Source organism: Kytococcus sedentarius DSM 20547 (genome assembly GCF_000023925.1).
GTDB lineage: Bacteria > Actinomycetota > Actinomycetes > Actinomycetales > Dermatophilaceae > Kytococcus > Kytococcus sedentarius.
On record NC_013169.1, the window covers coordinates 2,116,900 to 2,143,899 of the forward strand.

General features: G+C 70.6%; 29 protein-coding genes. 9 read left to right on the forward strand and 20 right to left on the reverse strand.

Features of this window, described 5'->3' with window-relative positions; translation table 11 throughout:
• Positions 1–72 precede the first annotated feature (72 nt).
• On the forward strand, positions 73–897 hold the full coding sequence (locus KSED_RS09985; protein WP_015779972.1) for an LLM class flavin-dependent oxidoreductase: 825 nt from the start codon (positions 73–75) through the stop codon (positions 895–897).
• 97 nt (positions 898–994) lie between these two features.
• Here the strand turns inward: KSED_RS09985 and KSED_RS09990 are convergent, their stop codons facing one another.
• Entirely contained in the window at positions 995–2,014 is a 1,020-nt protein-coding gene (locus tag KSED_RS09990; protein ID WP_015779973.1) for a 4-hydroxy-3-methylbut-2-enyl diphosphate reductase, read from the reverse strand.
• Positions 2,015–2,109: 95 nt separating this feature from the next.
• Between KSED_RS09990 and xseA the strand changes: the two genes are divergently transcribed.
• A complete protein-coding gene (gene xseA / locus KSED_RS09995; RefSeq protein WP_015779974.1) occupies positions 2,110–3,351 on the forward strand; it encodes an exodeoxyribonuclease VII large subunit in 1,242 nt (413 codons plus the stop codon).
• Positions 3,352–3,476: 125 nt separating this feature from the next.
• Entirely contained in the window at positions 3,477–3,926 is a 450-nt protein-coding gene (locus KSED_RS15675; RefSeq protein ID WP_015779975.1) for an exodeoxyribonuclease VII small subunit, read from the forward strand.
• On the opposite strand, the gene KSED_RS10005 is transcribed toward KSED_RS15675, so the two are convergent.
• Complete coding sequence (locus KSED_RS10005; protein WP_015779976.1) at positions 3,915–4,541, reverse strand: DUF4245 domain-containing protein; 627 nt, start codon at positions 4,539–4,541, stop codon at positions 3,915–3,917. The genes KSED_RS15675 and KSED_RS10005 overlap by 12 nt on opposite strands.
• A gap of 89 nt (positions 4,542–4,630) precedes the next feature.
• Between KSED_RS10005 and glpX the strand changes: the two genes are divergently transcribed.
• Together glpX and KSED_RS10015 are read left to right on the forward strand one after the other, a co-directional pair.
• Positions 4,631–5,617 carry a class II fructose-bisphosphatase gene (gene glpX / locus KSED_RS10010; protein WP_015779977.1) on the forward strand — a complete coding sequence of 329 codons (987 nt, stop codon included), beginning with the start codon at positions 4,631–4,633 and terminating at the stop codon, positions 5,615–5,617.
• Positions 5,614–6,612, forward strand: coding sequence for a carbohydrate kinase family protein (locus tag KSED_RS10015; protein ID WP_015779978.1), 999 nt, complete (start codon positions 5,614–5,616; stop codon positions 6,610–6,612). Before glpX ends, KSED_RS10015 begins: the two co-directional genes overlap by 4 nt.
• A gap of 20 nt (positions 6,613–6,632) precedes the next feature.
• Here the strand turns inward: KSED_RS10015 and KSED_RS10020 are convergent, their stop codons facing one another.
• The 4 genes from KSED_RS10020 to KSED_RS10035 are packed head-to-tail and all read right to left on the reverse strand — an operon-like array spanning position 6,633 to position 11,128.
• Positions 6,633–7,943, reverse strand: coding sequence for an ABC transporter ATP-binding protein (locus KSED_RS10020; protein ID WP_015779979.1), 1,311 nt, complete (start codon positions 7,941–7,943; stop codon positions 6,633–6,635).
• A gap of 45 nt (positions 7,944–7,988) precedes the next feature.
• A complete protein-coding gene (locus tag KSED_RS10025) occupies positions 7,989–8,858 on the reverse strand; it encodes a carbohydrate ABC transporter permease (protein ID WP_015779980.1) in 870 nt (289 codons plus the stop codon).
• A 6-nt stretch (positions 8,859–8,864) separates the two neighbouring features.
• Entirely contained in the window at positions 8,865–9,821 is a 957-nt protein-coding gene (locus KSED_RS10030; RefSeq protein WP_015779981.1) for a carbohydrate ABC transporter permease, read from the reverse strand.
• Positions 9,818–11,128 carry an extracellular solute-binding protein gene (locus KSED_RS10035; protein ID WP_015779982.1) on the reverse strand — a complete coding sequence of 437 codons (1,311 nt, stop codon included), beginning with the start codon at positions 11,126–11,128 and terminating at the stop codon, positions 9,818–9,820. Before KSED_RS10035 ends, KSED_RS10030 begins: the two co-directional genes overlap by 4 nt.
• Before the next feature lie 230 nt (positions 11,129–11,358).
• Here KSED_RS10035 and KSED_RS10040 point away from each other — a divergent pair, with 230 nt between their 5' ends.
• Complete coding sequence (locus KSED_RS10040) at positions 11,359–11,973, forward strand: carbonic anhydrase (protein WP_015779983.1); 615 nt, start codon at positions 11,359–11,361, stop codon at positions 11,971–11,973.
• A gap of 88 nt (positions 11,974–12,061) precedes the next feature.
• Here the strand turns inward: KSED_RS10040 and glmM are convergent, their stop codons facing one another.
• The 3 genes from glmM to rplM all read right to left on the reverse strand — a co-directional run bounded on the left by glmM (position 12,062) and on the right by rplM (position 14,676).
• Complete coding sequence (gene glmM / locus KSED_RS10045; RefSeq protein ID WP_015779984.1) at positions 12,062–13,450, reverse strand: phosphoglucosamine mutase; 1,389 nt, start codon at positions 13,448–13,450, stop codon at positions 12,062–12,064.
• 219 nt (positions 13,451–13,669) lie between these two features.
• Positions 13,670–14,134 (reverse strand): 30S ribosomal protein S9, encoded by a 465-nt coding sequence (gene rpsI / locus KSED_RS10050; RefSeq protein ID WP_169307818.1) that lies wholly within the window; start codon positions 14,132–14,134, stop codon positions 13,670–13,672.
• A gap of 92 nt (positions 14,135–14,226) precedes the next feature.
• The gene (rplM, locus tag KSED_RS10055; protein ID WP_015779986.1) at positions 14,227–14,676 is read right to left on the reverse strand and encodes a 50S ribosomal protein L13; all 450 of its coding nucleotides are present in this window, start codon (positions 14,674–14,676) and stop codon (positions 14,227–14,229) included.
• Positions 14,677–14,942: 266 nt separating this feature from the next.
• On the opposite strand from rplM, the gene KSED_RS10060 reads away from it, so the two are divergent.
• Positions 14,943–15,506: a helix-turn-helix domain-containing protein gene (locus KSED_RS10060; RefSeq protein WP_015779987.1), complete on the forward strand. Its 564-nt coding sequence runs from the start codon at positions 14,943–14,945 to the stop codon at positions 15,504–15,506.
• Positions 15,507–15,606: 100 nt separating this feature from the next.
• On the opposite strand, the gene truA is transcribed toward KSED_RS10060, so the two are convergent.
• Positions 15,607–16,443: a tRNA pseudouridine(38-40) synthase TruA gene (gene truA / locus KSED_RS10065; protein WP_041291572.1), complete on the reverse strand. Its 837-nt coding sequence runs from the start codon at positions 16,441–16,443 to the stop codon at positions 15,607–15,609.
• A gap of 105 nt (positions 16,444–16,548) precedes the next feature.
• On the opposite strand from truA, the gene KSED_RS10070 reads away from it, so the two are divergent.
• Both KSED_RS10070 and KSED_RS10075 read left to right on the forward strand, forming a co-directional pair.
• On the forward strand, positions 16,549–17,289 hold the full coding sequence (locus tag KSED_RS10070) for an HAD family hydrolase (protein WP_015779989.1): 741 nt from the start codon (positions 16,549–16,551) through the stop codon (positions 17,287–17,289).
• Positions 17,286–19,817 (forward strand): glycoside hydrolase family 65 protein, encoded by a 2,532-nt coding sequence (locus KSED_RS10075; RefSeq protein WP_015779990.1) that lies wholly within the window; start codon positions 17,286–17,288, stop codon positions 19,815–19,817. The genes KSED_RS10070 and KSED_RS10075 overlap by 4 nt, the downstream gene beginning before the upstream one ends.
• 88 nt (positions 19,818–19,905) lie before the next feature.
• Here KSED_RS10075 and rplQ read toward each other — a convergent pair whose 3' ends face one another.
• The 10 genes from rplQ to secY all read right to left on the reverse strand — a co-directional run bounded on the left by rplQ (position 19,906) and on the right by secY (position 26,957).
• The gene (rplQ, locus tag KSED_RS10080; protein WP_015779991.1) at positions 19,906–20,712 is read right to left on the reverse strand and encodes a 50S ribosomal protein L17, sunset domain variant; all 807 of its coding nucleotides are present in this window, start codon (positions 20,710–20,712) and stop codon (positions 19,906–19,908) included.
• Between the two features lie 74 nt (positions 20,713–20,786).
• On the reverse strand, positions 20,787–21,809 hold the full coding sequence (locus tag KSED_RS10085) for a DNA-directed RNA polymerase subunit alpha (protein WP_015779992.1): 1,023 nt from the start codon (positions 21,807–21,809) through the stop codon (positions 20,787–20,789).
• A gap of 154 nt (positions 21,810–21,963) precedes the next feature.
• Positions 21,964–22,572: a 30S ribosomal protein S4 gene (gene rpsD / locus KSED_RS10090; protein WP_015779993.1), complete on the reverse strand. Its 609-nt coding sequence runs from the start codon at positions 22,570–22,572 to the stop codon at positions 21,964–21,966.
• A gap of 17 nt (positions 22,573–22,589) precedes the next feature.
• On the reverse strand, positions 22,590–22,991 hold the full coding sequence (gene rpsK, locus KSED_RS10095; RefSeq protein WP_015779994.1) for a 30S ribosomal protein S11: 402 nt from the start codon (positions 22,989–22,991) through the stop codon (positions 22,590–22,592).
• 46 nt (positions 22,992–23,037) lie between these two features.
• Positions 23,038–23,409: a 30S ribosomal protein S13 gene (rpsM, locus tag KSED_RS10100; protein ID WP_015779995.1), complete on the reverse strand. Its 372-nt coding sequence runs from the start codon at positions 23,407–23,409 to the stop codon at positions 23,038–23,040.
• A 218-nt stretch (positions 23,410–23,627) separates the two neighbouring features.
• Positions 23,628–23,741 carry a 50S ribosomal protein L36 gene (gene rpmJ / locus KSED_RS10105; RefSeq protein ID WP_007928044.1) on the reverse strand — a complete coding sequence of 38 codons (114 nt, stop codon included), beginning with the start codon at positions 23,739–23,741 and terminating at the stop codon, positions 23,628–23,630.
• A 98-nt stretch (positions 23,742–23,839) separates the two neighbouring features.
• Positions 23,840–24,061: a translation initiation factor IF-1 gene (infA, locus tag KSED_RS10110; RefSeq protein ID WP_015779996.1), complete on the reverse strand. Its 222-nt coding sequence runs from the start codon at positions 24,059–24,061 to the stop codon at positions 23,840–23,842.
• Positions 24,062–24,212: 151 nt separating this feature from the next.
• The gene (map, locus tag KSED_RS10115) at positions 24,213–25,058 is read right to left on the reverse strand and encodes a type I methionyl aminopeptidase (RefSeq protein ID WP_015779997.1); all 846 of its coding nucleotides are present in this window, start codon (positions 25,056–25,058) and stop codon (positions 24,213–24,215) included.
• Between the two features lies 1 nt (position 25,059).
• Complete coding sequence (locus tag KSED_RS10120) at positions 25,060–25,641, reverse strand: adenylate kinase (RefSeq protein ID WP_015779998.1); 582 nt, start codon at positions 25,639–25,641, stop codon at positions 25,060–25,062.
• Positions 25,638–26,957 (reverse strand): preprotein translocase subunit SecY, encoded by a 1,320-nt coding sequence (secY, locus tag KSED_RS10125; RefSeq protein WP_015779999.1) that lies wholly within the window; start codon positions 26,955–26,957, stop codon positions 25,638–25,640. Before secY ends, KSED_RS10120 begins: the two co-directional genes overlap by 4 nt.
• Positions 26,958–27,000: the final 43 nt, after the last annotated feature.

Below are 27,000 nucleotides of genomic sequence, written 5' to 3' on the forward strand. Positions count from 1 at the left end.
TACCGGAGGCTGCTCCGATGCATCACAGATCGCCAGCCCGGGGACTGGGCACTCGAGTGTTACAACCGCGACATGCGCTACGAGAACCCGCTCTACCTCGCCGAGGAAGCAGCCGCGCTGGACCTCTTGGCCGACGGCCGCGTGGCCCTGGGCGTCTCCCGAGGCAGCCCCGAGCCGGCGGACCGCGGATGGGAAGCCTTCGGGTACACCGGGTCCACCGACCCGCGCGGGGCAGACATCGCTCGCGCCAAGTTCGAGCTGTTCCGCAAGGCCATCTCCGGCGAGCCCATGGCCCGTGCAGCCGAGCAGCCCTACGGCGCCCCGGTGCGCCCGGGCCAGGGCCTGCGGGTCGAGCCGCACTCCGAGGACCTCGTGCGCCGCATCTGGTGGGGCGCCGGTTCCCGCGAGACCGCGGAGAGCACCGGCCGCCAGGGGCTGAACCTCATGAGCTCCACCCTGCTCACCGAGGCCACGGGCGCGTCCTTCGGTGACCTGCAGGCCGAGCAGATCGAGCGCTACCGCGCTGCGTTCCGCGAGGCCGGGCACACGCACACCCCGCGGGTCTCGGTTTCCCGGAGCGTCTTCCCCATCGTCACGCAGCAGGACAAGATGCTGTTCGGGGTGCGCGGCGGCCAGGACGGGGACCAGATCGGCATCATCGACGGCCACCGGTCGACCTTCGGGCGGACCTACGCCGGGGAGCCGGACGAGCTCATCGAGCAGCTCCAGGCCGATGCGGCGGTGCAGGCAGCGGACACGCTCATGTTGACCATCCCCTCACAGGCCGGGGTGGACCTCAACCTGCACATCCTGGAGAGTTTCGCCCAGCACGTGGCCCCGGCCCTGGGCTGGAAGCCCAACACCGAGGGTCCCGTGCAGGGCGACCCGGTGTCCTGAGGCCGCCCCCGGTGGCGCTTGGCAACTACCGTAGACCACCACGCCAGAGGGCCGGCAGCGGACATATCCGCTACCGGCCCTCGTGGTGCTCAAAGGCTCATGGAAGAGCCCCCGCATCGTGCCGGATCTCGGTGGAGGTGTCGTCCATCCCCGAGGCGCGCAGGTCGCGGCGCAGCTCACCGGGCAGCTGGAAGAGCATCTTCTCCTCGGCCGCGGTGAACACGTCCACGTCGAGGTAGCCGCGGGCGGCGAGGTCGTCCAGCACATCACGCACCAGGATCTCCGGCACCGAGGCACCCGAGGAGACACCGACGGTCTCCACGCCCTCGAACCACTCGTCCTGCAGCTCGGCGGCGTAGTCGACCAGGTACCCGTCCCGTGCCCCGTGCTCCAGCGCCACCTCCACGAGGCGGACCGAGTTCGAGGAGTTGCGCGAGCCCACCACGAGCATCAGGTCCAGCTCGGGGGCCATCTGCTTCACGGCCAGCTGGCGGTTCTGCGTGGCGTAGCAGATGTCGTCGCTCGGCGGGTCCTGCAGGGAGGGGAACTTCTCGCGCAGCAGACGCACGGTCTCCATCGTCTCGTCCACGCTCAGGGTGGTCTGCGAGAGCCACACGACCTTCTCCGGGTCGCGCACCTCCACGTCCTTCACACCCTCGGGGCCGTCCACGAGGATCACGTGCTCGGGAGCCTCACCGGCGGTGCCGACGACTTCCTCGTGCCCCTCGTGGCCGATCAGCAGGATGTCGTAGTCGTCGTCGGCGAAGCGCACGGCCTCGCGGTGCACCTTGGTGACCAGCGGGCAGGTCGCGTCGATGGACTTCAGGCTGCGAGCCTTGGCCTCCTCGTGCACGATCGGGGCCACGCCGTGGGCGGAGAAGATGACCGTGGCGCCCTCGGGCACTTCGTCGGTCTCCTCCACGAACACCGCACCCCGGCGGCGCAGGGTGTCCACCACGTGCTTGTTATGCACGATCTCCTTGCGGACGTAGACCGGTGCGCCGTACAGCTCGAGGGCCTTCTCGACCGTGACGACGGCCCGGTCGACGCCGGCGCAGTAGCCGCGGGGGGCGGCCAGCAGGACGCGCTTGGTCTCTTGGGTCGTCTGGGTATCCACACCTCGATTCTAGGTGCCCAACCTGAACGGGCGCCCATCCACCACCTCGGGCGACCCTCCCCGGCCGGGCGGCCCCGGGCGCCTAGAGTTCCGGCATGAGCCAGCCCAGCACCTCCCTGCCCCAGAAGGCAGCGCAGACCACCGCTGAGGCACCGTGGCCGCTGCGCACCCTGGCCCGCAAGATCGACGAGTACGTGGACCGCATGTCCGCCCTGTGGGTGGAGGGCCAGCTGGTCGAGATCTCCCGCCGTGAGGGCGCACGGTGGGTCTGGATGACCCTGCGCGACACCGACGCCGACTTCTCGATGCGGGTGATGGCGCCCCTGGGCGTCGTCGACGGGGTCCAGCCCCCGCTGCAGCAGGGCGCCCGCGTGGTCATGCAGGCCAAGCCGCGCTTCTACACCAAGAACGGGTCGCTCAGCCTGTCCTGCCGTGCCATCCGCCACGTGGGGGTGGGCGAGCTGCTCGCCCGCGTGGAGCAGCTCAAGAAGCAGCTGGCCGCCGAGGGCGTGTTCGATGCGGGGCGCAAGCGCGCCCTGCCCTTCCTCCCCCGCCGCGTGGGTCTGGTGTGCGGCCGCAACTCGGCCGCGGAGAAGGACGTGGTCGAGAACGCCCGGCGGCGGTGGCCGGCCACCGAGTTCGTCATCCAGAACGTCGTGGTGCAGGGTCCGGGAGCCGTGACGGCCGTGATCGCCGCCGTCGAGGAGCTGCAACGCACCCCGCAGGTGGACGTCATCATCATCTCGCGCGGCGGGGGGAGCTTCGAGGACCTGCTGCCCTTCAGCAACGAGGCCATGATCCGGGCGGTGGCGGCGTGCCCGGTGCCCACCGTGAGCGCCATCGGCCACGACGTGGACACCCCGCTGCTGGACCTCGTGGCCGACGTCCGTGCCTCCACGCCCACCGACGCCGCCAAGCTGGTGGTGCCCGACGCCGCCGCGGAGGAGCGGGGGATCACCCAGGGCCGGGAGCGCCTGCGCCGCGCCCTGACCGGCCGGCTGGCGGCGGAGCGGCAGGGCCTCACGGCGGTGCGGCAGCGGCCGGTGATGGCCGACCCGACGGTGATGGTGACCCGGCCCCGGGCCGAGCTCGAGCGGGCCCGCCAGGCCGGCGAGCGGGCGCAGGCCCGGCGACTCACCGGCGAGCAGCAACGGGTGACCGCCACCCGCGGCCACCTGCGCGCCCTCAGCCCCCTGGGCACCCTGGAGCGCGGGTACTCGGTGCTGCGCACCCCCGACGGGCACGTGGTGACCTCCCGCGACGAGGTCGAGGCCGACCAGTTGCTCCGCGTCACCGTGGCCGATGGCGACTTCGCCACCCGGGTCCTGGGCGGCTGACACCTCCTGCGCGCCCCCATCCATCCAGACCCCCGCGCCCTGTTTCCACTCCCCGAACCACCCGACTCCCCACTCCCCCGAATTCCCCGACTCCCCGACTCCCCGACTCCCGAGAGAGGACACCCATGACCGAGCAGCCCATCGGTGACGAGACCACCGAGGCCCCAGAGACCACCGAGCCGCAGACCCCGGAGGCCGAGGCCGACGACACGCAGGAGGCCCCTGACAGCGCCGGGACCGAGGACGCCGCAGAGGGCCAGGCCGCCACCGGGGACCAAAACACCACCGGCGAGTCGGCGAAGGCCCCAAAGGCGGCCCACACCGACGTCGCGGGCCTGAGCTACGAGCAGGCCCGCGAGGAGCTGGTCGGCATCGTGGCCACCCTGGAGCGCGGCGAGCGCCCGCTGGAGGAGTCCATGGAGCTGTGGGAGCGCGGCGAGGCCTTGGCCGACCACTGCGCCTCCTGGCTGGACGCCGCCCAGCAGCGCATCACCGAGCGCGTCGAGTCACGGCAGGGCACCGCAGGCACCGCAGGCACCGTGTCGAGCGCCGAGGGCGGTCCGTCAGCCGGCTGAGGGCGACCCCTCGCCCGCCGGGGCCGGGGCGCTGCTGCCCTCGAAGCGCAGCGCCTCCACCAGGGTGCGCAGCTCCTCCTCGGGGGCATCGCCGCTGACGACCACGGCCGTGTCGTCCGGCGCGTCGGCCAGCACCGCCGAGCGGCGCTCCGGGTCAGGCCGCAGCGTCAGCTGCCAGGTGCGCCCGTCGGCCTCCAGGGTCCCCTCCTCCTGCGCCTCCCCCGTCTTCAGGTCGATCCACGGCTCGATGCCGGCGCGCTCCCCCTCGGCGGCCACGATCCGCTGGTCGAGGCTCAGGTGCTTGCCCTGCGGGGTGCTGTAGGTGACGTGCCAGACCCGGTCCTTGCCCTCGTCACGCAGCTGGGCGTGGGTGGCGTTCCACTCCTGCGGCAGGTCGACGGCCTCGACGACGTCACGGCCGAGCTCGCGCTGGGTGGTCATGGTCTGCTGCCGGGCGTCCACGGTCCGCTCGGGCAGCTGGTCGGGGCGGGCCACCATCGCCACCCACACCAGCACGATGCCCACGACGATGAGGGAGGACCAGATCATGCTGCGCCACGACCCCATCCCACGGCGTCGCTGGGGGGCAGGCGGCTGCGGGGTCCGGTCGGTCATACCGCGCATTCTCCCATCGTCGACGCGCTAGGCTCACCGGTGCCCCGGGTCACCGCCGACTCGCGGTCGCCGACGTCCCAGGAGAGTTCATGACCACCACGTCCACGTCCCCCCTGCGCGCTGATCGCAACCTGGCCATGGAGCTGGTGCGCGTCACCGAGTCGGCCTCCATCGCCGCCGGACGCTGGGTGGGCCGCGGCGACAAGAACACCGCCGACGGCGCTGCGGTGGCCGCCATGCGCGAGATGATCTCGACGGTCGCCATGAACGGCGTCGTCGTCATCGGCGAGGGCGAGAAGGACAACGCCCCGATGTTGTACAACGGCGAGCGCGTGGGTGACGGGGCCGGAGCCGAGGTGGACGTGGCTGTGGACCCCATCGACGGCACGACGCTGACCGCCAAGGGCATGCCGAACGCCGTCTCGGTGATGGCGGTCGCCCAGCGCGGTTCGATGTACGACCCCAGCGCCGTGTTCTACATGGAGAAGATCGCCGTCGGCCCGCAGGCCAAGGACGCCATCGACATCGCGGCCAGCACCGGCGACAACGTCCGCAACGTGGCCAAGGCGCTGGGCAAGGACGTCGAGGACCTCACGGTCGTCGTCCTGGACCGCCCCCGCCACGACCAGCTCGTGTCCGAGATCCGTGAGGCCGGCGCCCGCATCCGCTTCATCTCCGACGGCGACGTCGCCGGCGCCATCATGGCCGCCCGCCCGACCTCCGGCATCGACATGCTCATGGGCATCGGTGGCACCCCCGAGGGGATCATCGCGGCCTGCGCCATGAAGTGCATGGGCGGCGCCATCCAGGGCCGTCTGTGGCCGCAGGACGACGCCGAGCGCGCCAAGGCCGAGGAGGCCGGGCACGACCTGAGCCGCGTCCTGACCACCGACGAGCTCGTCACCGGCGACTGCTACTTCGTGGCGACGGGCATCACCGACGGCGAGCTGCTGGACGGCGTGCGCTACCACGGCGGCGGCGCCGAGACCCACTCCCTGGTCATGCGCTCGGCCTCCGGCACCATCCGCGAGGTCATCGGCCGCCACCAGCTGCAGAAGGTCACCGAAGTCCCGTGACCGGCACCGGCGGCGTCCTGGTCGTCGGTGAGGCCCTCGTCGACGTCGTCCACCCCGCCGATGGGGGGCCGCCCGCCGAGCACGTCGGCGGCTCCCCCGCGAACGTCGCCATGGGCCTGGCTCGGCTCGGCCACCCCGCCTGGCTGGCGACGCACGTCGGCACCGACGAGCGGGGCGACCGCATCGCCGCGACCGTGCACGAGGCCGGCACCGGCCTCGCCCCGGGCAGCCGCGCCGCCGAGCGCACACCCACGGCCGTGGCGCGCTTGGACGCCGCCGGCGCGGCGCAGTACACCTTCGACCTGACCTGGCAGTACGACGCCGCTGCGGTGCAAAGGCACCTGGACGCCACCGGCGGGGTGGGGCACGTGCACACCGGCAGCCTGGCCGCGGTCCTCGCCCCGGGCGCCGAGGCACTCCGAGAGCACCTGCAGCAGCTGCGGGCGACGCACACCCTCTCCTACGACCCCAACGCGCGCCCCGGGGTGATGGGGGCGGCGCGTCATGCGCGCGCCGCGAGCGAGCAGTTCGTGGCCCTGGCGGACGTCGTGAAGTGCAGCGACGAGGACCTCGCCTGGTTCCAGCCCGACAGCTCCTGGGAGGAGGCCGCAGGCCACCTCCTGGAACTCGGACCGCACCTGGCGGTCGTGACCCGGGGCGGTGAGGGCGCCACGGCACTGCTGCGCACGGGCGAGGCGTCGACGGTCGGTGAGGTGGCGCGGGTGGACGTCCCTGCGCCGAGCGTGAGGGTGGCCGACACGGTGGGCGCCGGGGACTCGTTCATGGCGGGGCTGCTCTCCGGGCTGCTCGAGGCCGGCATCCTGGGCGCGCGGGGCGCGACGGACACCGATGAGGGGTCACCCCATCGGCCTTGTGGGGTGTGGAGCACCGAGGCGGTTCAGGCAGCCGTGGAGCGTGGCGTGGCGACCGCGGCCTGGACGGTGCAGCGCCCCGGGGCCGGCGGCCCGAGCCGCGCGGAACTCCCCGGGGCCTGACGCACCCGGCCGATCCAGCCTCAGCGCTGGGCGCGCTCCTGCTCGGCCCCCTCACGCGCGGCACCGTCACGGTCAGCGCTTTCCTGCTCGGCGCCGTCGCGCTCCCGGGCCCGCTCGAGCGCCCGCTTGCGCAGCTCCTCCTGCTCCTTCGCGATCTGCTGGGCCGCGCGGTCGTCGCGGGTGAAGTTCTCCCCGCTCTCGGGGTCGAAGACGTGCATCTGGCGCGGGTCGAAGATCAGCTCGGCGTCGTCACCCTCCACGATGCGGCTCTGGGTCGAGAGGTTCACGACCAGCTGGGTGCGTGCACCCTCGCCGTCCAGCTCCTTCTCCAGCTCGTCCAGGTGCTCCAGCACGCTCGGCTCGGCCTCGAAGGGAATGTAGGCGTACTGCTCGTTGCCCAGCCACTCCGTCTGGTCGATGGGGGCGGTGAAGCGAGCGCCCTCACGCGGGGCGTCCGGGGCGGCGGTGTCCTTGAAGTGCTCGGGGCGGATGCCGCAGATCACGATGTCCTTGTGGGCCACGCGCTTGGCCAGCACCGGCGCCATCGGCACCGTCGTGAAGGGCAGTTCGAGCTGGTCGCCCTTCACGCGCGCGGGCACGAAGTTCATGGGCGGGGAGCCGATGAAGCCGGCCACGAACAGGTTGATCGGCTGCTCGTAGAGTTCCCGCGGCGAGGCCACCTGCTGCAGCTCACCCTTCTTCAGGACCGCCACGCGGTCGCCGAGGGTCATGGCCTCGGTCTGGTCGTGCGTCACGTACACGGTGGTGATGCCCAGCCGGCGCTGCATGCGCGCGATCTCGGTACGCATCTGCCCACGGAGCTTGGCGTCCAGGTTGGACAGCGGCTCGTCGAACAGGAAGGCCTCGGCGTTGCGGACGATCGCGCGCCCCATCGCGACGCGCTGGCGCTGGCCCCCGGAGAGGTTGCCGGGCTTGCGGTGGAGGTGGTCGCCGAGCTCCAGCATCTCCGCGGCCGCGTTCACACGCCGGGTGATCTCGTCGTTGGACATCGAGCCCTTCGCCAGCCGCAGCGGGAAGGCGATGTTCTCGAAGACCGACATGTGCGGGTACAGCGCGTAGTTCTGGAACACCATCGCCAGGTTGCGGTCTTTCGGCGCCAGGTCGTTCACGACCTTCTCGCCGATGGTGAGCTCCCCGCTGGTGATGTCCTCCAACCCGACGATCATGCGCAGCAGCGTGGACTTACCGGAACCGGACGGGCCCACCAGGATCACGAACTCCCCGTCCGCGATGTCCAGGTCGACGCCCTTCACCGCATGGAAGCCGTCGGGGTAGGTCTTCTCGATGTCCTTGAGGGTGATGCGAGCCATGAGAACTCTCCTTGCGTCGGAAGCAGTCGTGGGACGTCGCGGGCGTCAGCCCTTGACGGCTCCCGAGGTGAGGCCGGCGACAATCTGGCGCTGGAAGAGCAGCACCAGGATGACCACCGGGATGGTGACGATGACCGAGGCCGCTGCGATGGCGCCGGTCGGCTGCTGGAACTGGCTCGCGCCGGTGAAGAAGGCCAGCGCGGCCGGCACGGTGCGTGCCTGCTCACTGGACAACGACACCGCGAACACGAAGTCGTTCCATGCGGTGAAGAACACGATGATGGCCGTGGTGAACACACCCGGCAGGGCCAGCGGCACGATCACCTTGCGGAAGGCCTGCCAGCTGGTGGCACCGTCCACCTGGGCCGCCTGCTCCATCTCCCACGGGATCTGCTGGAAGAACGCCGTCAGCGTCCAGATGGCCAGCGGGAGCGTGAGCGACAGGTAGGGGATGACCAGGCCGGGGATGGTGTCGAACAGGCCGATGGTGCGCCACACGTTGAAGATCGGCGTCACCAGCGAGACCACGGGGAAGAAGCTGACCGTCAGCGCGGTGAACAGGATCATGCCCTTGCCGGGGAACTTCAGCCGGCTGATCGCGTACGCACACAGCGTGGCGAGCGCCACCGAGATCACGGTGGCCAGAAGGCAGATCACGATCGAGTTGATCAGCGCCGGGACGAACAGCGGCTGCGCGTCGCCGGTGAGGATCAGCGTGTAGTTGTCCCAGGTGAACCCCTCGCCGGTGGGCCAGAAGTTGCCGAAGGTGTTGAGCTCGGTGTTCGACTGGGCCGCGTCGCTCTTGACGGACAGGGCGAACATCCACAGCAGCGGGATCATCGTGTAGGCGATCACCAGCAGCGAGATGAGGAACAGGGGCCACTTGCCCTTGGTGGAGGTCGGCTGGTCAGCCATGGCCGCTCACTTCCCTTCCGTCAGGTTGACGTTGAACACCTTGACGAAGATGAACGCGATGATCACCACGTAGAGGAACAGCAGCACCGACAGTGCCGAGCCGAGCCCGATGTCCATGCGTTCGATGGTCTGGCGGTAGACCACCATCGAGAGTGTCGAGGTGTCGTTCGCACCGCCGGTCATGATGAACGGGTTGTCGAAGATGCGGAAGGCATCCAGGGTGCGGAACAGCAGCGCCACCATCACGGCGGCCTTCATGTTGGGCAGGACCACCTTGGTCAGGCGCTGCCAGAAGCTGGCGCCGTCCACCTTGGCGGCCTCCTCCATCGCGCCGTCGATCTGCGCCAGACCGGCGAGCAGCAGCAGCGACATGAACGGGGTGGTCTTCCAGATCTCGGACATCGAGATGACCGTGACGGCCGGCCAGAACGAGCCGAACCAGTTGAAGTCGGCGCCGAAGGCTCCGAAGGTCAGCGTGTTGGCCCAGTGGTTCACGAAGCCGGTGTCCACGCGGAAGGCGTACAGCCAGGCGTAGGCCGAGACCACGGTGATGATCGAGTACGGGATCAGCACGATGGTGCGCAGCGTCCGCCGCGGCAGCACCACCCGGTGCATCAGCAGGGCGATGCCGAAGCCCAGCACGAGCTCGACCACCACGGTGATGACGGTGATGAGGGCCGTGACGCCCGTGGCCTGCCACCAGTAGCCGTCCGAGAGGGCCGTGACGTAGTTGTTGAGCCCGACGAAGGCCTTGCTGTCGGGGTCGGTGAGCCGGAAGCGGAACAGCGAGTTGTACAGGGCGTACAGGATCGGGAAGAGCGTGACCCCGATCATGATGAGGAAGGCCGGAGCGCTCAGCATCCAGCCGAGGTTGCGTTCCCCCCGGGCCCGGTCGCTCATCCTGCGCTTGCCGGCCCGGGGGGTGCCCCCGGCCTCCGGTGCGTGGTCGACGGCGGTGCTCACAGCAGCTTCTCCCCTCGGATCACGGCCAGGATGAACTCCTGCGCCTGCTTCGGCGTGCTGTCAGGGCCGACCTCGTCGGGCGGGCTGAACGAACGCTGCAGCCCGGTGGAGATGTCGCTGTAGAACTGGCTCTGGGGACGCGGGACCGCTTCGTCCAGCGACTCGCGCAGCAACTCCGCCATCGGGAACTGCTCCTTGATCTCCGGCTCGTCGAACACCTTCTGGCGCGAGGCCGGGTTGCCGATGTTCTTCATGTACATCGTCTGGTGCTCGTGGTTGGCGATGCACCGGATGGCATCGTAGGACTCCTGCGGGGCGTCGCTGCCGGCGTTCACGCCCAGCTCGATGCCACCGAACGGCGGGGCGCTGTCCTCGCCCTCGACGGTGGCCGGGAAGCGCGCCCACCCGATGTCGTCGATGAACTTCACCCCGTTCGCCGGGAAGGCAGCCCACACGTACGGCCAGTTGACCATGAACCCGGAGCTGGCCGGCGAGGAGAAGCTGTTGAGGGCCACCGTCTCGTCCGTGGTGCCCAGGGCCGGTCCGCCGACGCCGGTGGAGGAGATCTTCTCGATGATGGCGGCGGCCTTGCGCCCGGCCTCGCTGTCGATGCCGAGCTCGGTCTCGTCCGCCTTCGCACCGGGGTTCTTCACGATCTCGCCTCCGGCGCCGGCGATCAGGGCGTTGATCCAGACCGCGTAGCCCTCGTAGGGCATCGCCTGCACGCCCACGGTCTTGTCCTGGCTGGCGGCGGCCTCGGTGATCTGGTCCCAGGTGACGGGCTTGCTCATGTCCAGACCCGCGGCCTCGGCCACGGACTTGCGGTACCAGAGCACCTGCGTGTTGGCCCAGAACGGCACGGCCACCAGTTCGCCCTGCCAGGTGGAGGCCTCGATGGCCGACTCCACACGGTCCTCGGTGAACTCGTCCTCGAGCTCCTCCGGCACGTCCGCGAGGAACCCGGCGTTCGCGAGCTCGGCCACGAAGACCGGGTCCATGCTCATGATGTCGACGCCCGGGTCACCGGCGGCGACGCGGCGCAGGAGCTGCACGCGCTGGTCGCTGGCGCTGCGGGGGAGCAGCTCTGTACGGATCGTGTAGGCCCCGTTGGACGCCTCGGAGCACTGGCGTGCGATCTGGGCCTGCCCGCCACCGTTGGGGTTGTTGCCCCCGCCGTCGGGGTTGATGTACCAGGTCAGCTCCTTCGACCCGCCGGCGGGTTCCTCAGAACCCCCGCACCCCGTGACGACCAGGGCGCCGAGTGCCACGCCGGTGGCCCATCGCGCCTGTGTGCTGCGCCGTCCCATGCGACTCTCCTCTCGATGCAGGCTCTGGGCTGATCCTGTGCTCCCACCGGACCATGGGTCACCCCTGCCGCAGGGCAGAACACGCTGGTTCACCCGATGTTCACGTGCTCCTCGGGCCACCCTATGCACGCCGGGCGACCCCCCGGGGGGCGGGACCGGACGTTTACCGAATTGAGACCTGGGCTCGGCTCGCCCCCCTGACCCGGCGCCCCCCGTGGTGAAATGACCCCATGCAGGACGACTCCCCCACCCCCGCGGAGGCCTGGGCCACGATGCTGGAGGGCAACGCCCGCTTCGTGGCCGACGCCCCCCAGCACCCCAACCAGGACGCGGCCCGGCGCGCCACCCTCACCGCCGGCCAAGCCCCCTTCGCCACCGTCTTCGGCTGCGCGGACTCCCGGGTGGCGGCCGAGATGATCTTCGACCGCGGCATCGGCGACCTGTTCGTCACCCGCACCGCCGGCCAGGTGATGGACTCCGCGGTGCTCGGCACGCTCGAGTTCGGCAGCCACGTGCTGGGGATCCCCCTCATCGTGGTGCTGGGCCACGACTCGTGCGGCGCCGTGAGCTCCGCCCTGGACGCCCACGCCACCGGCACCCTGCCCCCGGGCCACCTGTCGGACGTCGTGCAGAAGGTGACCCCCAGCGTGCTGATGGCGCACCGCGCCGGGGTGACCGACGCCCGGGGCGTGATGGAGCATCACGTGGCCGCCACGGTGGACCTGCTGCCGGAGCGCTCCCGCCTCATCGGCGAGCGCCTGGAGGACGGCACGCTCGGCATCGTCGGGGCGGCCTACGACCTCGCGAACGGCACCATCCGCGAGGTGGCCCGCCAGGGGCTCTGACCCTCGTGGCGCCCGCCCGGAGACTGACCGGCGGGCCGCCGACCCACCCCCGGTGCGCCGCCCGGGAAGGGCGGCGCACCGCATCGGATCACAGCGCCAGCGACTGCCGCACCACGTCGGCGAGCTGCTCGGCCTTGGCCGCGGCGAGGTCGGCCGTCGGCGCCTCCACCATCACGCGGACCACCGGCTCGGTGCCGGACTTGCGCAGCAGGACACGACCGCCCGTGCCCAGCTCGGCCTCCACCTCGGCCACGGCCTGCGCGACGGCGGCGTCGCCCTCGAGACGCTCCTTGTCCACGTCCTTGACGTTGATCAGCTGCTGCGGCAGCAGCTCCATGCAGCTGGCGAGCTCCGCCAGGGTCTTGCCGGTCTCCGCGACGCGCGCGGCCAGCATCAGGCCCGTGAGGACCCCGTCGCCGGTGGTCCCGTGCTCGAGCATGATCACGTGACCGGACTGCTCACCGCCGAGGGTGTGGCCACCCGCGCGCATGTCCTCCAGCACGTAGCGATCGCCCACCTTGGAGCGCAGCACGGTGATGCCCGCGGTCTCCATGGCCTGCACCAGGCCCTGGTTGGACATGACGGTGGCCACGAGCGTGTCGTTGGCCAGGTCCCCGCGGTCCTTGAGGGCCAGGGCGAGCAGCGCCATCACCTGGTCGCCGGTGATCTCGTTGCCCTCGGCGTCCACGGCCAGGCAGCGGTCGGCGTCGCCGTCGAAGGCCACGCCGAAGTCCGCCCCGTAGGAGGGCACGGCGGCCTGCAGCGGACCCAGGTGGGTGGAACCACAGCCGTCGTTGATGTTGAGGCCGTCGGGGTCGTTGCCGATGACGGTCACCTTGGCACCGGCCTCGCGGAAGGCGCGCGAGCCCACCTCGCTGGCCGCACCGTTGGCGGCGTCGATGACGACGTGCAGCCCGTCGAGGCGGTTGGGCAGGGCATCCAGCAGGTGCTCGACGTAGGCGTCGGCACCGCGCTCGTAGGTGAAGACCCGGCCGACCTCGGCGCCGGTGGGGCGCTCCCAGTCCGCGCCCATGCCGGCCTCGATGCGGTCCTCCAGCTCGTCGGGGAGCTTGAACCCGCCGTCGGCGAAGAACTTGATGCCGTTGTCCGGCATCGGGTTGTGGGAGGCCGAGAGCATGGCGCCCAGGCAGGCGTGCGTGGTCTTGGTGAGGAAGGCGATGGCGGGCGTCGGCAGCACACCGGCGTCGTAGACGTCCAGGCCGGCCGAGGCGAGCCCGGCCACGGTGGCGGCGCTGAGGAACTCGCCGCTGGCCCGCGGGTCGCGGCCCACGATGGCGTGGGGGCGCGTGTTGCGCTCCGGGTCCTCCGAGGAGTGGGTCGTCAGGGCCCGGGGGCTCACCTCCTCAGCGCTCAGCACCTCGCGCGCCGCGGACAGCGACAGGCCCAGGGCGAGCTCGGGGGTGATGTCCGCGTTGGCCAGGCCGCGGGCGCCGTCGGTTCCGAAAAGTCGTGGCATACCGGGCACTGTACCGACGGCTCCGGCCCGCGCCCCCGCTTTCGGACGTGGCGACCTTCACACGGCACCGGGGGACAGCGTGCCGAGCGCCGCACCTGCGCCCCCCGGCAGGAGCCCTGCGGTGACCGCCCCCAGACGGCCGAAGGGCCTCCGCCAGCTGGCGGAGGCCCTTCGGGGACAACGAGGTCGGTCAGCGCTTGTCGGGGACAACGAGGTCGGTCAGCGCTTGCTGAACTGCGAGGCCTTGCGGGCCTTCTTGAGACCGGCCTTCTTGCGCTCGGTCGCACGCGGGTCACGCGTCAGGAAGCCGGCCTTCTTCAGGGCCGGGCGGTTGAGCTCGGAGTCGATCCCGTTCAGCGCACGGGCCACACCCAGACGGACGGCGCCGGCCTGGCCGGACTTGCCACCGCCGTGGACGCGGACCATCACGTCGAACTGGTCCTTGAGCTCCAGCAGCGTCAGCGGGTCGTTGACCTCCTGCTGGTGCAGCTTGTTGGGGAAGTACTCCTCCAGCGACAGACCGTTGATGGTCCAGGTGCCGGAGCCCGGCACGAGGCGCACGCGGGCCACGGCCTGCTTGCGACGGCCCAGACCGGCACCGGGGCCGGAAGCCATCGGGCGACGCTCGCCGCCGGCGGCCTGCGCCTCGCCTGCCGGGGCGGACTCGGAGGTGTAGGACGTCATCGGGATCTCGTCACCCTCGACGTCGGTGATCTCGGTGGTGTTCTCAGCCACGGGTTTCTCCTTGGTGTCTGTTCTGCGCGGGGCCCGTGGCCTTACTGCGCAACCTGGGTGATCTCGAAGGGCTGGGGCTGCTGCGCGGCGTGCGGGTGCTCGGCGCCGGCGTAGACCTTCAGCTTGGTGATCTGCTGACGGCCCAGACGGTTCTTGGGGAGCATGCCGCGGACGGCCTTCTCCACCGCACGGGTGGGGTGCTTCTCCAGCATCTCGGCGTAGTTCTCCGAGCGCAGGCCGCCCGGGAAGCCGGAGTGGCGGTAGGCACGCTTCTGGGCGAGCTTGGCGCCGGTCAGGGCCACCTTCTCGGCGTTGATGATGATGACGTAGTCGCCGGTGTCGACGTGGGGCGCGAAGTTCGCCTTGTGCTTGCCGCGCAGCAGCGCTGCGGTGTGGCTCGCGAGGCGGCCGAGCACCACGTCGGTGGCGTCGATGACGTGCCAGACGCGGCCGTCCAGGATCTCCGCCTGCTTCGGGGTGTGGGTACGCATGAATCGCACTTTCTCGAGGGTCGTACAGGGGGTCGCGCGCTGACGGGTGCCGGCCACAGTGGGTCTCGTCCACCTGGTGAGGTGACGGACAGCGTCGTGGTGATGCTCCCGGCGCAGCGCCGACCCCCTAGTTTACGGGCCCCGCCGCCAGTGCCCAAGTCGCTGCCGCCGGGGCTCGAATCGTTGGAACGATGCGGCGTACGGCCCCTTCGACGGGTCCCGCACTGGGCTGTGCACACATACTGTGCACAGGTATTGTGCACAGTATGGCTCCTCCTCATCCTCCCGCTGGGACCGGCCGCGCCGACCCCCGCGCGCTCGCCCACCCGATGCGGACCCGCCTCGTCACCGAGCTGCGGCTGCACGGCACCGCCACGTCCGCCGACCTCGCGCGGCGACTGGACACGAACACCGGGGTGACCAGTTACCACCTGCGCGCACTCGAGGCCGCCGGGTTCGTCACCGCCGAGGACGGCCCCGGCCGCCGGCGCTTCTGGTCCGCGGTCCAGGACTCCTGGACCCCGGCCGGGGAGCCGGGAGAGGCGGGGGAGGCTGACGAGACGGAGGCAGCACTGTCGACCTGGCTCGACCACGACCTGGTGGACCTCTTCACCCGGCGGGCGCACACCCACATCGACACCGCGACCGAGGACCCCGCCTGGGCTGCGGCGACCGGACTGCAGGACGGGGCGGTGCTGGTGAGCGCCGACCAGGCGGTGGCCCTGCGGGCCGAGCTCGATGCGGTGGTGGCTCGCTACCGCCGCATCGGCCAGGGCACGCCCGGCGCCCGGCGCGTGGTGGCCTGGACGGCCCTGCTGCCGGTGGAGTGAACGGGTGCGTCAGGCCGCCCCGCCGGACGGGGCGGGCAGGTCCCCCGTCCGGCGGGGCGGCCTGCCGAACGGGGCGAACAGCGCGAAGGGCGCAGGCGAGTCAGGCGAGCGGCGCCCGCATCGCGCGGCTCTCGGCCGAACGGGCGGCGAGCTCCTCGTCCGGCGGGTAGTCCACCGCCACCAGGGTGAGGCCGTGCGCCGGCATCACCTGCACCGCCCCGAGCCGTTCACGACCCTCCTGCACCTGCCGGGGCCAGTCGACGGGCTGCCGCCCCTCGCCCACGGGCACGACTGCCCCCACGAGAGCCCGCACCATCGAGTGGCAGAAGGCGTCGGCCGAGACCTCCCCCACCACCCAGCCCTGCTCATCCCGGTGCCAGGTGAAGCGCTCCAGGGTGCGCACGGTGGTGGCCCCCTCGCGCGGCTTGCAGAACGCGGCGAAGTCCCCCAACCCCACGAGCTGCTGTGCGGCGGCGTGCATGGCCTCGGCGTCCAGGGGCTTGCGCCACGCCACGACCATTCCGCGCCGCCGGGGATCGAGGGTCTCTCGCCGGTCGCACAGCAGGTAGCGGTAGTGACGCCGCAGGGCGGAGAAGCGCGCGTCGAAGGCGTCGGGGACCTCGGTGGCGCGGTGGACGACCAGGTCCGCAGGAAGCACTCCGGCCAAGCGGGTCACGAGCGCCTCGGCCGGGGCCCGGTCGGAACGCCCGGGCACCGCAGCCCACGCCGCGTGGGCCACGTCCAGGTGGCACACGGCACCGGTGGCGTGCACGCCCGCATCGGTCCGCCCGGCCACGGTGAGCGAGACATCCTGCGCGCGCAGGACGGTGGCGAGGCCACGCTCGAGCGTCTCCTGCACCGTCCGCAGCCCCGGTTGGGTGGCCCACCCGTGGAAGTCACGGCCGTCGTAGGCGAAGTCGAGGCGAAGGCGCGGCATGGGCGCGAGGGTACCGGCGCACGAGACGGCCGCGTGCGCCACCGTGATGACCCACACAGGGTCAGGACACGAGCCACCGCTCAGGCCTCACCTAGGCTCGAACCCATGCCCGAGCACCCCGATCTCACGCGCCTGGGCGCGGTCCTGTTCGACCTCGACGGCGTCCTCACCCCCACCGCCGACGTGCACCAGCAGGCTTGGGCGGACCTCTTCACCGCCTTCCTGGCCGAGCACGCCGCCCACACCGGCGAGGCCATCGCGCCGTACACCGCGCAGGACTACTACGACCACGTCGACGGCAAGCCCCGCTACGACGGCGTCCGCGACCTGCTCGCCTCGCGCGGCATCACCCTGCCCGAGGGCACCGCCGACGACGCCCCGGACGCCCCGACCGTCCGCGGGCTGGGCAACCGCAAGAACGCCACCTTCACCGCCATCCTCGCCCGCGATGGGGTGGCCCCCTACGCCGGGTCCGTCGCCCTGGTGGAGCACCTCGCCGCCGTCGGCACGCCGATGGCCATCGTCTCCTCGTCAACCAACGCCACCGCCGTCCTGCGCGCCGCCGGCCTGGACCACCACTTCCCGGTGGTCGTCGACGGCCGCGTCGCCGCCGAGCGCGATCTGCCGGGCAAGCCCGCCCCCGACACCTTCCTGGCCGCCGCCGAGCAGCTCGGCGTCTCCCCCGCATCGACCGCCGTGTTCGAGGACGCGACCTCGGGCGTGAAGGCGGCAGCCGACGGCGGTTTCACCCAGGTCATCGGCGTGGACCGCGGCGCCGGGGCCACCGCCCTGACCGATGCCGGGGCCACCCTCGTGATCACCGACCTCCAGGAGCTCGTCCCGTGACCGCCGCGAACCACGTCACCGCCCACGCCGACGGCGCACCCCGCACCGACCCGATGGACCGCACGCGCTTCCCCATCGACCCCTGGCGGCTCGTGGAGACCGCTTGCCGCAGCGAGGACCTCGGCCACACCGAGACCCTCTTCGCCGTGGCCAACGGCTACCTGGGCCTGCGGGGCAACCCCGAGGAGGGCCGCGAGGCCCACACCCACGGCACCTTCGTCAACGGCGTCCACGAGACCTGGCGCATCAAGCACGCCGAGGAGGCCTATGGCTTCGCCAAGGTGGGCCAGACGATCGTCAACGCCCCCGACGCCAAGCTGATGAAGCTGTACGTGGACGACGAGCCCTTCATCCTGGCCACGGCGGACATCGAGTCCTACGAGCGCTCCCTGGACATGCGGGCGGGCACCCTCACCCGCGACGTCGTGTGGCGCACTCCCGCGGGCAAGCGGGTGCGCGTGCACTCCGAGCGCCTCGTCTCGTTCGCGGAACGGCACCTCGCGCTGCTCTCCCTGGAGGTCCAGATGCTGAGTGGTGACGCGGCGCTGACCGTGTCGAGCCAGATCCTCAACCGCCAGGACGGCAGCGACGAGTACGCCGTCGACTCCAAGTCCCTGGGCGCCGGTTTCGACCCGCGCAAGGCCGCCACCTTCGGGCACCGCGTGCTGCAGTCGCAGGCCCAGGAGACCACCGACCGGCGCCTGGCGATGGGGTGGCGCACCACCAACTCGCGCATGACGCTCGGCGTGGGCGTGGAGCACCAGGTGACGACCGATGCGGAGGTGCGCCCCAGCCAGGTGGTCACCGAGGACCAGGCCAAGCAGGTCTACGCCTTCCGCCTGCAGGAGGGGCAGAGCTTCCGCCTGGACAAGTGGGTCAGCTACCACTCCTCCACCGGGGTGCCGGTGCCGGAGCTGCTCGACCGCTGCCACCGCACCCTGGACCGACTGGCCTCCGAGGGCGTCGCCGCCGCGCACGCCGCCCAGGCCGACTGGCTCGCGGACTTCTGGGCCAACGCCGACGTGGAGGTGCCCGCCGACCCGGCCATCCAGCAGGCCGTGCGCTACGCCTTGTTCTCGCTGGCGCAGGCCACCGGCCGCGCGGACCGCGAGGGCATCCCGGCCAAGGGCGTCACGGGCAGCGGCTACGAGGGCCACTACTTCTGGGACACCGAGGCCTACGTGGTGCCGTTCCTGACCTACACGATGCCGCACCTGGCCCGCAACGCCCTCCACTTCCGCTCGCGGTTGCTGCCCAAGGCCCGGGAGCGCGCCGCCGACCTCGCCCTGGAGGGCGCGCTGTTCCCCTGGCGCACCATCAACGGCGAGGAGGCCAGCGCCTACTACGCGGCCGGCACCGCCCAGTACCACATCGACGCCGACGTGGCCTACGCCCTGACCAAGTACCTCGACGCCACCGGTGACGAGCACCTCGCCCGGCGCGACGCCGTCGACATCCTCGTGGGCACCGCACGGATGTGGGCCGACCTCGGGTTCTGGCGGCACGGCGACGAGCCGAGCTTCCACATCCACAGCGTCACCGGACCGGACGAGTACACCGCGGTGGTGAACAACAACCTCTTCACCAACGTCATGGCCCGGTACAACCTGGAGCGCGCCGCCAGCGCCCTCGCCCGGCTCGCGGAGGAGGACCCGCAGGCCCACTCCGAGGCCGTCGAGCGGCTGGACCTCCGCGAGGACGAGGCACAGACCTGGGAGCGCCTCGCCGCTGCCGTGCACATCCCCTACGACGAGGCCCTCGGCATCCACCCCCAGGACGAGCACTTCCTGGACCGGGAGATCTGGGACCTGGCGGCCACCCCACCGGAGAAGCACCCGCTGCTGCTGCACTACCACCCGTTGGTGATCTACCGCTACCAGGTGCTCAAGCAGGCCGACGTGGTGCTGGCACTGTTCCTGCAGGGCGACCGGTTCACCCTCGAGCAGAAGCGGGCGAACTTCGAGTACTACGACCCCATCACCACCGGGGACTCCACCCTCTCGGCCGTCGTGCAGTCGATCATGGCCGCCGAGGTCGGGTACCACCGCATGGCGCTGGACTACTTCCTGCGGGCGCTCTACGTGGACCTGGCCGACGCCCACTCCAACACCGAGGACGGCATGCACATCGCCAACTCGGGCGGCGTGTGGAGCGCCCTGGTCTCCGGCTTCGGCGGCATGCGCGCCGTCGCTGGCCAGCTCACCTTCGACCCGCGCCTCCCCGAGGACTGGGACGAGATCACCTTCCGGGTGCAGTGGCGGGGCAGCCGGTTGCGCATCCGCGTGGCGCAGGAGTCCATGGAGCTCACCGCCGAGACCGGCCCGGCCAGCGGCGCGGAGCCGGTCACCCTCATCGTGCGGGGTGAGCCGGTGTCCGTCGGCCCGGAGACCACCACGGTCGCCCTGGACGGACAGGGAGAGCGTCTCGATGCGGTGCTCTCGCCCGGGTGCCAGGTCGGCCGGGCCCGCGCCGACGGGACCGTCATCACGGCCAGCACCCCCGAGGAGGGCGCCGCGACCACCACCTGAGCCCGCCCCGGCCCGGACGGTTGCGAACACGACGCAGCCCCCCACCTCGCAGGAGGTGGGGGGCTGCGTCGTGTGGTTCTGCCTGCGGTCAGCTGCCGGCCTTCGTGAAGCCAGCGGCCTCGGCGTCGGCCTCGCTCTTGAACCAGACCTCGGCAACGGTCGACTCGAACCAGCGGCCACCGGGCTGGTGGTACTTGCCGGAGTCCATGTTGCCCTTGACCGTGTACTCCTCGGAGGGAGCGGCACCGTCGGCCAGGGCGTTGGCGGCCCCGGTCGGCAGGTCCTTGCCGGACTTGGTCTTGCCGGCCTCGATCGCGTCGCCCTCGGCGACCGCGGCGTCAGCAGCCACAGCGGCGTCGGCAGCGTCCACGGTGTCCGTGGTCGCGTCGGCCGGGGTCTCGGCAGCGGTGTCCTCCACCGGCACGGCGGCCGATGCGGCGTCGACCTCAGCGGTCTCCTCCGCGGCGGGGGCAGCCGCGGCGCGGGCGGCGTTCTGGTTCGCGCGCTCGGCCTCGGTCACGACGGCCTTGCGGGCCACCGGCTCGCGGACGAGCTCGATGACGGCCATCGGCGCGTTGTCACCGTTGCGCGGCGCGATCTTCACGACGCGGGTGTAGCCACCCTCGCGGTCGGCCACGTCGGGGGCGATCTCGGTGAACAGCTTGTGCACGACGGACTTGTCGCGGATCACGGTCATGACCTTGCGACGGTTGTGCAGGTCACCCTTCTTGGCGAAGGTGATCATCCGCTCGGCCAGGGGGCGCAGGCGCTTGGCCTTGGCCTCCGTGGTCGTGATGCGGTCGTGCTCGAACAGCGAGGTGGCCAGGTTGGCCAGCAGCAGCCGCTCGTGCGCCGGGCCACTGCCCAGGCGCGGGCCCTTCTTCGGGGTAGGCATGTGATTTCTCCTGTGCTTTCCAAGTGTCAGCGACGCCCGCTGCGCGGTCGTCGGATGTCACTGCGGGCGGACCCTCAGTACTGCTCGTCCTCGAGGACCTCGTCGTCGGCGGCCTCGTCCTCGTCGCGGTCGAGCACGATGGTGGACGGGTCGAAGTCGGCCGGCGTGTCCTTGAGGGCCAGACCGAGCTTGTGGAGCTCGACCTGCACCTCGTCGATGGACTTGTTGCCGAAGTTGCGGATGTCCAGCAGGTCCGCCTGGCTGCGTGCCACGAGCTCACCCACGGTGTGGATGCCCTCGCGCTTCAGGCAGTTGTAGGAACGCACGGACAGGTTGAGCTCCTCCACCGGCAACGCCAGGTCGGCGGCCAGCGAGGCGTCCGTCTGCACGGTGCCCATCTCGATGCCCTCGGCCTCGACGTTGAGATCGCGCGCCAGACCGAAGAGCTCCACCAGCGTCTTGCCGGCCGAGGCCATGGCATCGGCCGGGGACATGGAGTTCTTGGTCTCGACGTCGACGATCAGCTTGTCGAAGTCGGTGCGCTGCTCGACACGGGTGGCCTCCACCTTGTAGGTGACCGACAGCACCGGCGAGTAGATGGAGTCGACCGGGATCCGGCCGATCTCCTGCTCGCCGCCCTTGTTCTGCTGCGCCGAGACGTAGCCGCGGCCACGCTCGATGGTGAGCTCGAGGTCGATCGCACCCTCGTCGTTCAGCGCACCCAGGTAGAGGTCGGGGTTGTGCACCTCGACACCTGCCGGGCAGCTGATGTCGGCACCGGTCATCTCACCCGAACCCTGCTTGCGCAGGTAGGCCACCACGGGCTCGTCGTGCTCCGAGGAGAAGACGAGGGACTTGATGTTGAGGATGAGCTCGGTGACGTCCTCCTTCACACCGGGAACGGTGGAGAACTCGTGCAGCACACCGTCGATGCGGATGCTGGTGACCGCGGCACCCGGGATGCTCGAGAGCAGGGTGCGGCGGAGCGAGTTGCCGAGGGTGTAGCCGAAGCCGGGCTCCAGCGGCTCGATGGTGAACCGGGAACGGGCCTCGGAGACCTTCTCCTCGGAGAGGGTGGGGCGCTGGGCAATCAGCACGTGCGTTTCCTTTCCGCGCAGCGACCGCTATATGACGCTGCTGGCAGTGACACCCGACGCGCGCGTCGGGCCAGGGGCTCCGGTGGCATCTGTCGACCACCGGAGCCGGTGCACCTGGCAGTGGGCCGGGTGCGGTGGCGACCGGAGTCGCTGATCAGTTCTTGGAGTAGAGCTCCACGATGAGCTGCTCGGCCAGAACGGTGTCGATCTGCTCCCGCACCGGGCGGTCGAAGATGAGGACGCGCAGCGAACCGGGCACGACCTTCATCCAAGCCGGGACCGGGCGCTCACCAAAGGTCTCGCGAGCGATCTCGAACGGCTGGGTCTCGGCCGACTTCGGACGGACGTCGATGATGTCGAACTTCGACACCTGGATCGACGGCACGTCGACGCGCTGGCCGTTCAGCAGGAAGTGACCGTGGGTCACCAACTGACGGGCGGCCCGGCGGGTCGGCGCGATGCCGGCGCGGTAGATGACGTTGTCCAGACGCGACTCGAGGATGGTCAGCAGGTTGTCACCGGTCTTGCCGGGACGACGAGCGGCCTCCGCGTAGTAGCGACGGAACTGCTTCTCCATGACGCCGTACATGAAGCGGGCCTTCTGCTTCTCCTGCAGCTGGGCCAGGTACTCCTTCTCCTGCGTCCGACGACGCCCGTGCATGCCGGGCGGGTACGGGCGGGCGTCGAAGCTCTTGTCGCTGCCGACGAGGTCGACCTTGAGACGGCGGGACTTCTTGGTGATGGGGCCGGTGTAACGAGCCATGATTCAGTCCTTTCCTCTCAGAACCGACGACGCTTGGGCGGACGAACACCGTTGTGGGCGACCGGCGTCACATCAGAGATGGAGCCGACCTCCAGGCCGGTGGCGGTGAGGGAACGGATGGCGGTCTCACGACCGGGGCCCGGGCCCTTGACGAACACGTCGACCTTCTTCATGCCGTGCTCCATGGCACGACGGGCAGCGGCCTCGGCGGCCATCTGCGCGGCGTAGGGGGTCGACTTGCGGGAGCCCTTGAAGCCGACCTGGCCGGCGGAGGCCCACGCGATCACGGCGCCACTGGGGTCCGTGATGGAGATGATGGTGTTGTTGAACGTCGAGCGAATGTGCGCGTGGCCTGCCGCGACGTTCTTCTTGACACGACGGCGCGTGCGCGAGGCCGCGGCGCGAGTCTTGGGGGGCATGCTTACTCCTGACTAGAGCTGGGGGGTGAGGAGGCTGAGCGGGGGCTCAGGCCTTCTTCTTGCCGGAAACCGTCTTCTTGGGGCCCTTGCGCGTACGCGCGTTGGTCTTGGTGCGCTGGCCGCGCACCGGGAGGCCACGGCGGTGGCGCAGGCCCTGGTAGCTACCGATCTCGACCTTGCGGCGGATGTCGGCGGCCACCTCACGGCGGAGGTCACCCTCGAGCTGGAAGTTGCCCTCGAGGAAGTCACGCAGAGCGACGAGCTGCTCGTCGTTCAGGTCCTTCACCCGGGTGGAGCGGTCGATACCGCAGGCCTCGACGGCCTGCAGGGCGCGGGTACGACCCACACCGAAGATGTACGTGAGGCCGATCTCCACGCGCTTGTCACGCGGGAGGTCGACACCGATGAGACGTGCCATCGTGTTCCTTGTCTGTGGTCGTGGAGGTCTGGTGCACCACCAACCCGGGGTTCCACTGCCTCTGGATGATCCAGTGGGTCCGGTCCCCGGCCTCCACGCCGGGGGTGACGTCCCGCAGCTCTGCGGGGGTCGGGTGATGCATTGTCATCATGCTGTTGTCAAGCAGTCGCCCCCGACGGTGCGGGGACGTGCGATCCGTGTCGCGTGCGGCGAGTGCGTCAGCCCTGGCGCTGCTTGTGGCGCAGGTTGTCGCAGATCACCATGACTCGGCCGTTGCGGCGAATCACCTTGCACTTGTCACAGATCTTCTTGACGCTCGGCTGAACCTTCATGTGCCAGTGCCTTCGGATCGTGCGCACACGCCCGCGGGGCGGACCCCACAGGCGTGAACGGTGCGGATGGTGGGTGAGGCTGGGGAGCGCGGGGCTCCTCAGCGGTGGCGGAAGACGATGCGACCGCGGGACAGGTCGTACGGGCTGAGCTCCACCACCACGCGGTCCTCGGGGAGGATCCGGATGTAGTGCTGTCGCATCTTGCCCGAGATGTGGGCGAGAACCACGTGGCCGTTGGTCAGCTCCACGCGGAACATTGCGTTCGGCAGAGCCTCGACGATCGTGCCCTCGACCTCAATGACGCCGTCCTTCTTGGCCATGTCCTCCGCTACTCACTTGGTCGGCCTCCCCCCGGATGGGTTCGGCCATAGACTGCGGGCTCGGCGCCCCTCCAGCCCGAGGGCGCGAGGTGGACACACGAATACCCGACTGGTCAGCCTATCGCAGAAGGCCGCCGGGCACGAATCCGGGTCAGTCGCCCAGCGGAGCGAAGGTCGCACCCACCTCGGCCAGGCCGGCCGCTCCCCCATCCAGCTCGGTGAGCACCCAGAGCCCGCCCTCGGTCACGGCCACCGTGTTCTCCCAGTGGCAGGCGCGCGACCCGTCCTGCGTGACGACCGTCCAGTCGTCGGCGAGGGTGCGGTTGTCGGGGCTCCCCAGGGTCACCATCGGCTCGATGGCGACGGTCAACCCCTTCGGCACCGTGCCACCGGAACCCCGCGCCGCGTAGTTCGGGATCCACGGCTCCATGTGCATCTCCCGGCCGATCCCGTGGCCGCCGTACTCCTCGACGATGCCGTAGGTCAGGCCGCGCTGTGCCTCGCGCTCCTCGAGCAGCTCCTGGATGGCGTCCCCGATGGCGAAGAGCCGCCCCCCGGTACGCAGGGCCGCGATGCCGTGCCACATCGAGAGGCGCGTGTCCTCCACCAGGGCGTCGGTCGCCTCGTCGGCAGGGGCTCCGGGCACCACCCAGGAGCGCGCCGCGTCGCCGTGCCACCCGTCCACGATCGCGCCGCAGTCCACGCTCACCAGGTCACCGGCGGCCAGGCGCCGCTCCCCCGGGATGCCGTGGACGACCTCGTCGTTGACGCTCACGCAGAGGGAGCCCGGGAAGCCGTGGTAGCCCTTGAAGCTCGGGACCGCGCCGTCGCCGCGGATGGAGCCCTCCGCGATGGCGTCGAGCTCACCGGTGGTGCGACCCGGCTCGAGCGACTCCCGCACCAACTCCAGGGTGCGGGCGACGACCAGGCCGGCGACCCGCATCGCCCCCAGCTGCTGGTCGCTCTTCCCCGTGAGCCGCTTGCCGCACCCCAGCACGTCAGGCCGGGCCGGCGATGGGGTCGAGCACCTCGGTGATGCGGGCGGTCACCTCATCGACCTCGCCCAGCCCGTCCACGCGCTCGAGCAGGCCGCGCTTGTCGTAGGCCTCGCTGAGCGGCGCGGTCTGCTCGGTGTAGACGTCCATGCGGTGACGGACGACCTCCTCGGTGTCGTCCTCGCGGCCCTCGACCTCGGCGCGCTTGAGCAGGCGCTGGACGACCTCCTCGGTGTCCACCACGAGCTCGATCACGACGTCGAGCGACTGACCGGTGGCCCGCAGCATCGTGTCCAGCGCCTCGACCTGGCCGAGATTGCGCGGGTAGCCGTCCAGCAGGAAGCCCTCCTGGGCGTCGGTCTGCGCGAGCCGGTCCTCCACGATGCGGTTGGTCAGCTCGTCGGGCACCAGGGCACCCGATGCGGTGATCTCCTTGACCTGCTTGCCCAGCTCGGTCTCCGCCTTGATGTTGGCGCGGAAGATGTCGCCGGTGGAGATGGCCGGAATGCCGTAGCGCTCGGCGATGAGCGCGGCCTGGGTGCCCTTGCCGGCCCCGGGGGGGCCGAGGATGATCATGCGGGTCATCGGAGGAATCCTTCGTACTCGTGCTGCTGCAACTTGGACTCGATCTGCTTCACGGTCTGCAGTCCGACACCCACGACGATGAGCAGCGAGGCACCGCCGAAGGGGAAGTCACCGATCGCGCCGAGGCGGTCGAACGCGTAGAGCGGGATCAGGGCCAGGATGCCCAGGTACAGGGCACCGGGGGCCGTGATGCGGTTCAGGACGTAGCGCAGGTACTGGGCCGTCGGGCGGCCGGCACGCACGCCCGGCACGAAACCGCCATAGCGTTTCATGGAGTCCGCGACGTCGTCCGGGTCGAAGGTGATCGACGTGTAGAAGAAGGCGAAGAAGACGATGAGCGCGAAGTACACGATCACGTAGACCGGGTCGGTGCTCATCTGCAGGTGCCGCGAGACCCACTCCACCCAGGCCGGCGGACGCGAGCCGTCGTTGGGCGTCTGGAACTGCGCCACCATCATCGGCAGCATCAGGATGGAACTGGCGAAGATGATCGGGATCACGTTCGCCATGTTGAGCTTGAGCGGGATGTAGGTCGAGGTGCCGCCGTACATGCGGCGACCGACCATGCGCTTTGCGTACTGCACCGGGACCCGGCGCTGGCACTGCTCCACGAACACGACGATGGTGAGGATCACCAGGCCGAGCAGCAGCACCATCGCGAACTTGTCCCAGCCACGGTCCTTGATGGCCCACAACGAGCCGGGGAAGCCGGCGGCGATGGCCGTGAAGATCAGCAGCGACATGCCGTTGCCGATGCCCTTCTCGGTGATGGTCTCACCGAGCCACATCACCAGGCCGGTGCCGGCGGTGAGGGTCAGCACCATCAGGGCCACGGTGCCCAGCGACTCGCTGGTCATGACCGTCGGGCACTGGGCAGGGGTGCCACCGAAGAGCTGGTGGGGGTTGCGCGCGAAGCTGATGAGCGTGGTCGACTGCAGCACGGCCAGACCGATGGTCAGGTAGCGCGTGTACTGCGTCATCTTCGCCTGGCCCGCGGAGCCCTCCTGCTTGAGGCGCTCGAAGTGCGGGATCACCACGGTGAGCAGCTGCACGATGATGCTCGCGGTGATGTAGGGCATGATCCCCAGCGCGAAGATCGACAGCTGGAGCAGCGCTCCCCCGGAGAACATGTTCGTCAGGCCCAGCAGGGAGTTCGTCCCCGCGCCGTTGGCCTGGCAGGTCTGCACGAGGCTGTAGTCGATGCCGGGTGTGGGCACGTGCGACCCGAGGCGGAAGAGCGCCATGATCGCGAGCGTGAACAGCAACTTGCCACGCAGGTCGGGAGTCAGGAACGCCCGACCGAATGAGCTGAGCACGAAACCTCCATGTGGACCGACCTGCGGCGGCCGTCCAGTCGAT

Excerpts from the sequence above, each read along its gene's own strand:
- KSED_RS10005 (WP_015779976.1), bottom strand. The coding sequence starts at position 4,541 with ATGACCGACCGGACCCCGCAGCCGCCTGCCCCCCAGCGACGCCGTGGG.
- KSED_RS15675 (WP_015779975.1), top strand. The coding sequence starts at position 3,477 with ATGACCGAGCAGCCCATCGGTGACGAGACCACCGAGGCCCCAGAGACC.
- rplQ (WP_015779991.1), bottom strand. The coding sequence starts at position 20,712 with ATGCCTACCCCGAAGAAGGGCCCGCGCCTGGGCAGTGGCCCGGCGCAC.
- KSED_RS10120 (WP_015779998.1), bottom strand. The coding sequence starts at position 25,641 with ATGACCCGCATGATCATCCTCGGCCCCCCCGGGGCCGGCAAGGGCACC.
- KSED_RS10020 (WP_015779979.1), bottom strand. The coding sequence starts at position 7,943 with ATGGCTCGCATCACCCTCAAGGACATCGAGAAGACCTACCCCGACGGC.
- KSED_RS09985 (WP_015779972.1), top strand. The coding sequence starts at position 73 with ATGCGCTACGAGAACCCGCTCTACCTCGCCGAGGAAGCAGCCGCGCTG.
- xseA (WP_015779974.1), top strand. The coding sequence starts at position 2,110 with ATGAGCCAGCCCAGCACCTCCCTGCCCCAGAAGGCAGCGCAGACCACC.
- KSED_RS10035 (WP_015779982.1), bottom strand. The coding sequence starts at position 11,128 with ATGGGACGGCGCAGCACACAGGCGCGATGGGCCACCGGCGTGGCACTC.
- glpX (WP_015779977.1), top strand. The coding sequence starts at position 4,631 with ATGACCACCACGTCCACGTCCCCCCTGCGCGCTGATCGCAACCTGGCC.
- KSED_RS10060 (WP_015779987.1), top strand. The coding sequence starts at position 14,943 with ATGGCTCCTCCTCATCCTCCCGCTGGGACCGGCCGCGCCGACCCCCGC.
- KSED_RS10025 (WP_015779980.1), bottom strand. The coding sequence starts at position 8,858 with ATGGCTGACCAGCCGACCTCCACCAAGGGCAAGTGGCCCCTGTTCCTC.
- rplM (WP_015779986.1), bottom strand. The coding sequence starts at position 14,676 with ATGCGTACCCACACCCCGAAGCAGGCGGAGATCCTGGACGGCCGCGTC.
- rpsK (WP_015779994.1), bottom strand. The coding sequence starts at position 22,991 with ATGCCCCCCAAGACTCGCGCCGCGGCCTCGCGCACGCGCCGTCGTGTC.
- glmM (WP_015779984.1), bottom strand. The coding sequence starts at position 13,450 with ATGCCACGACTTTTCGGAACCGACGGCGCCCGCGGCCTGGCCAACGCG.
- rpsD (WP_015779993.1), bottom strand. The coding sequence starts at position 22,572 with ATGGCTCGTTACACCGGCCCCATCACCAAGAAGTCCCGCCGTCTCAAG.
- KSED_RS10070 (WP_015779989.1), top strand. The coding sequence starts at position 16,549 with ATGCCCGAGCACCCCGATCTCACGCGCCTGGGCGCGGTCCTGTTCGAC.
- rpsI (WP_169307818.1), bottom strand. The coding sequence starts at position 14,134 with ATGACGTCCTACACCTCCGAGTCCGCCCCGGCAGGCGAGGCGCAGGCC.
- infA (WP_015779996.1), bottom strand. The coding sequence starts at position 24,061 with ATGGCCAAGAAGGACGGCGTCATTGAGGTCGAGGGCACGATCGTCGAG.
- KSED_RS10040 (WP_015779983.1), top strand. The coding sequence starts at position 11,359 with ATGCAGGACGACTCCCCCACCCCCGCGGAGGCCTGGGCCACGATGCTG.
- truA (WP_041291572.1), bottom strand. The coding sequence starts at position 16,443 with ATGCCGCGCCTTCGCCTCGACTTCGCCTACGACGGCCGTGACTTCCAC.
- rpmJ (WP_007928044.1), bottom strand. The coding sequence starts at position 23,741 with ATGAAGGTTCAGCCGAGCGTCAAGAAGATCTGTGACAAGTGCAAGGTG.
- rpsM (WP_015779995.1), bottom strand. The coding sequence starts at position 23,409 with ATGGCACGTCTCATCGGTGTCGACCTCCCGCGTGACAAGCGCGTGGAG.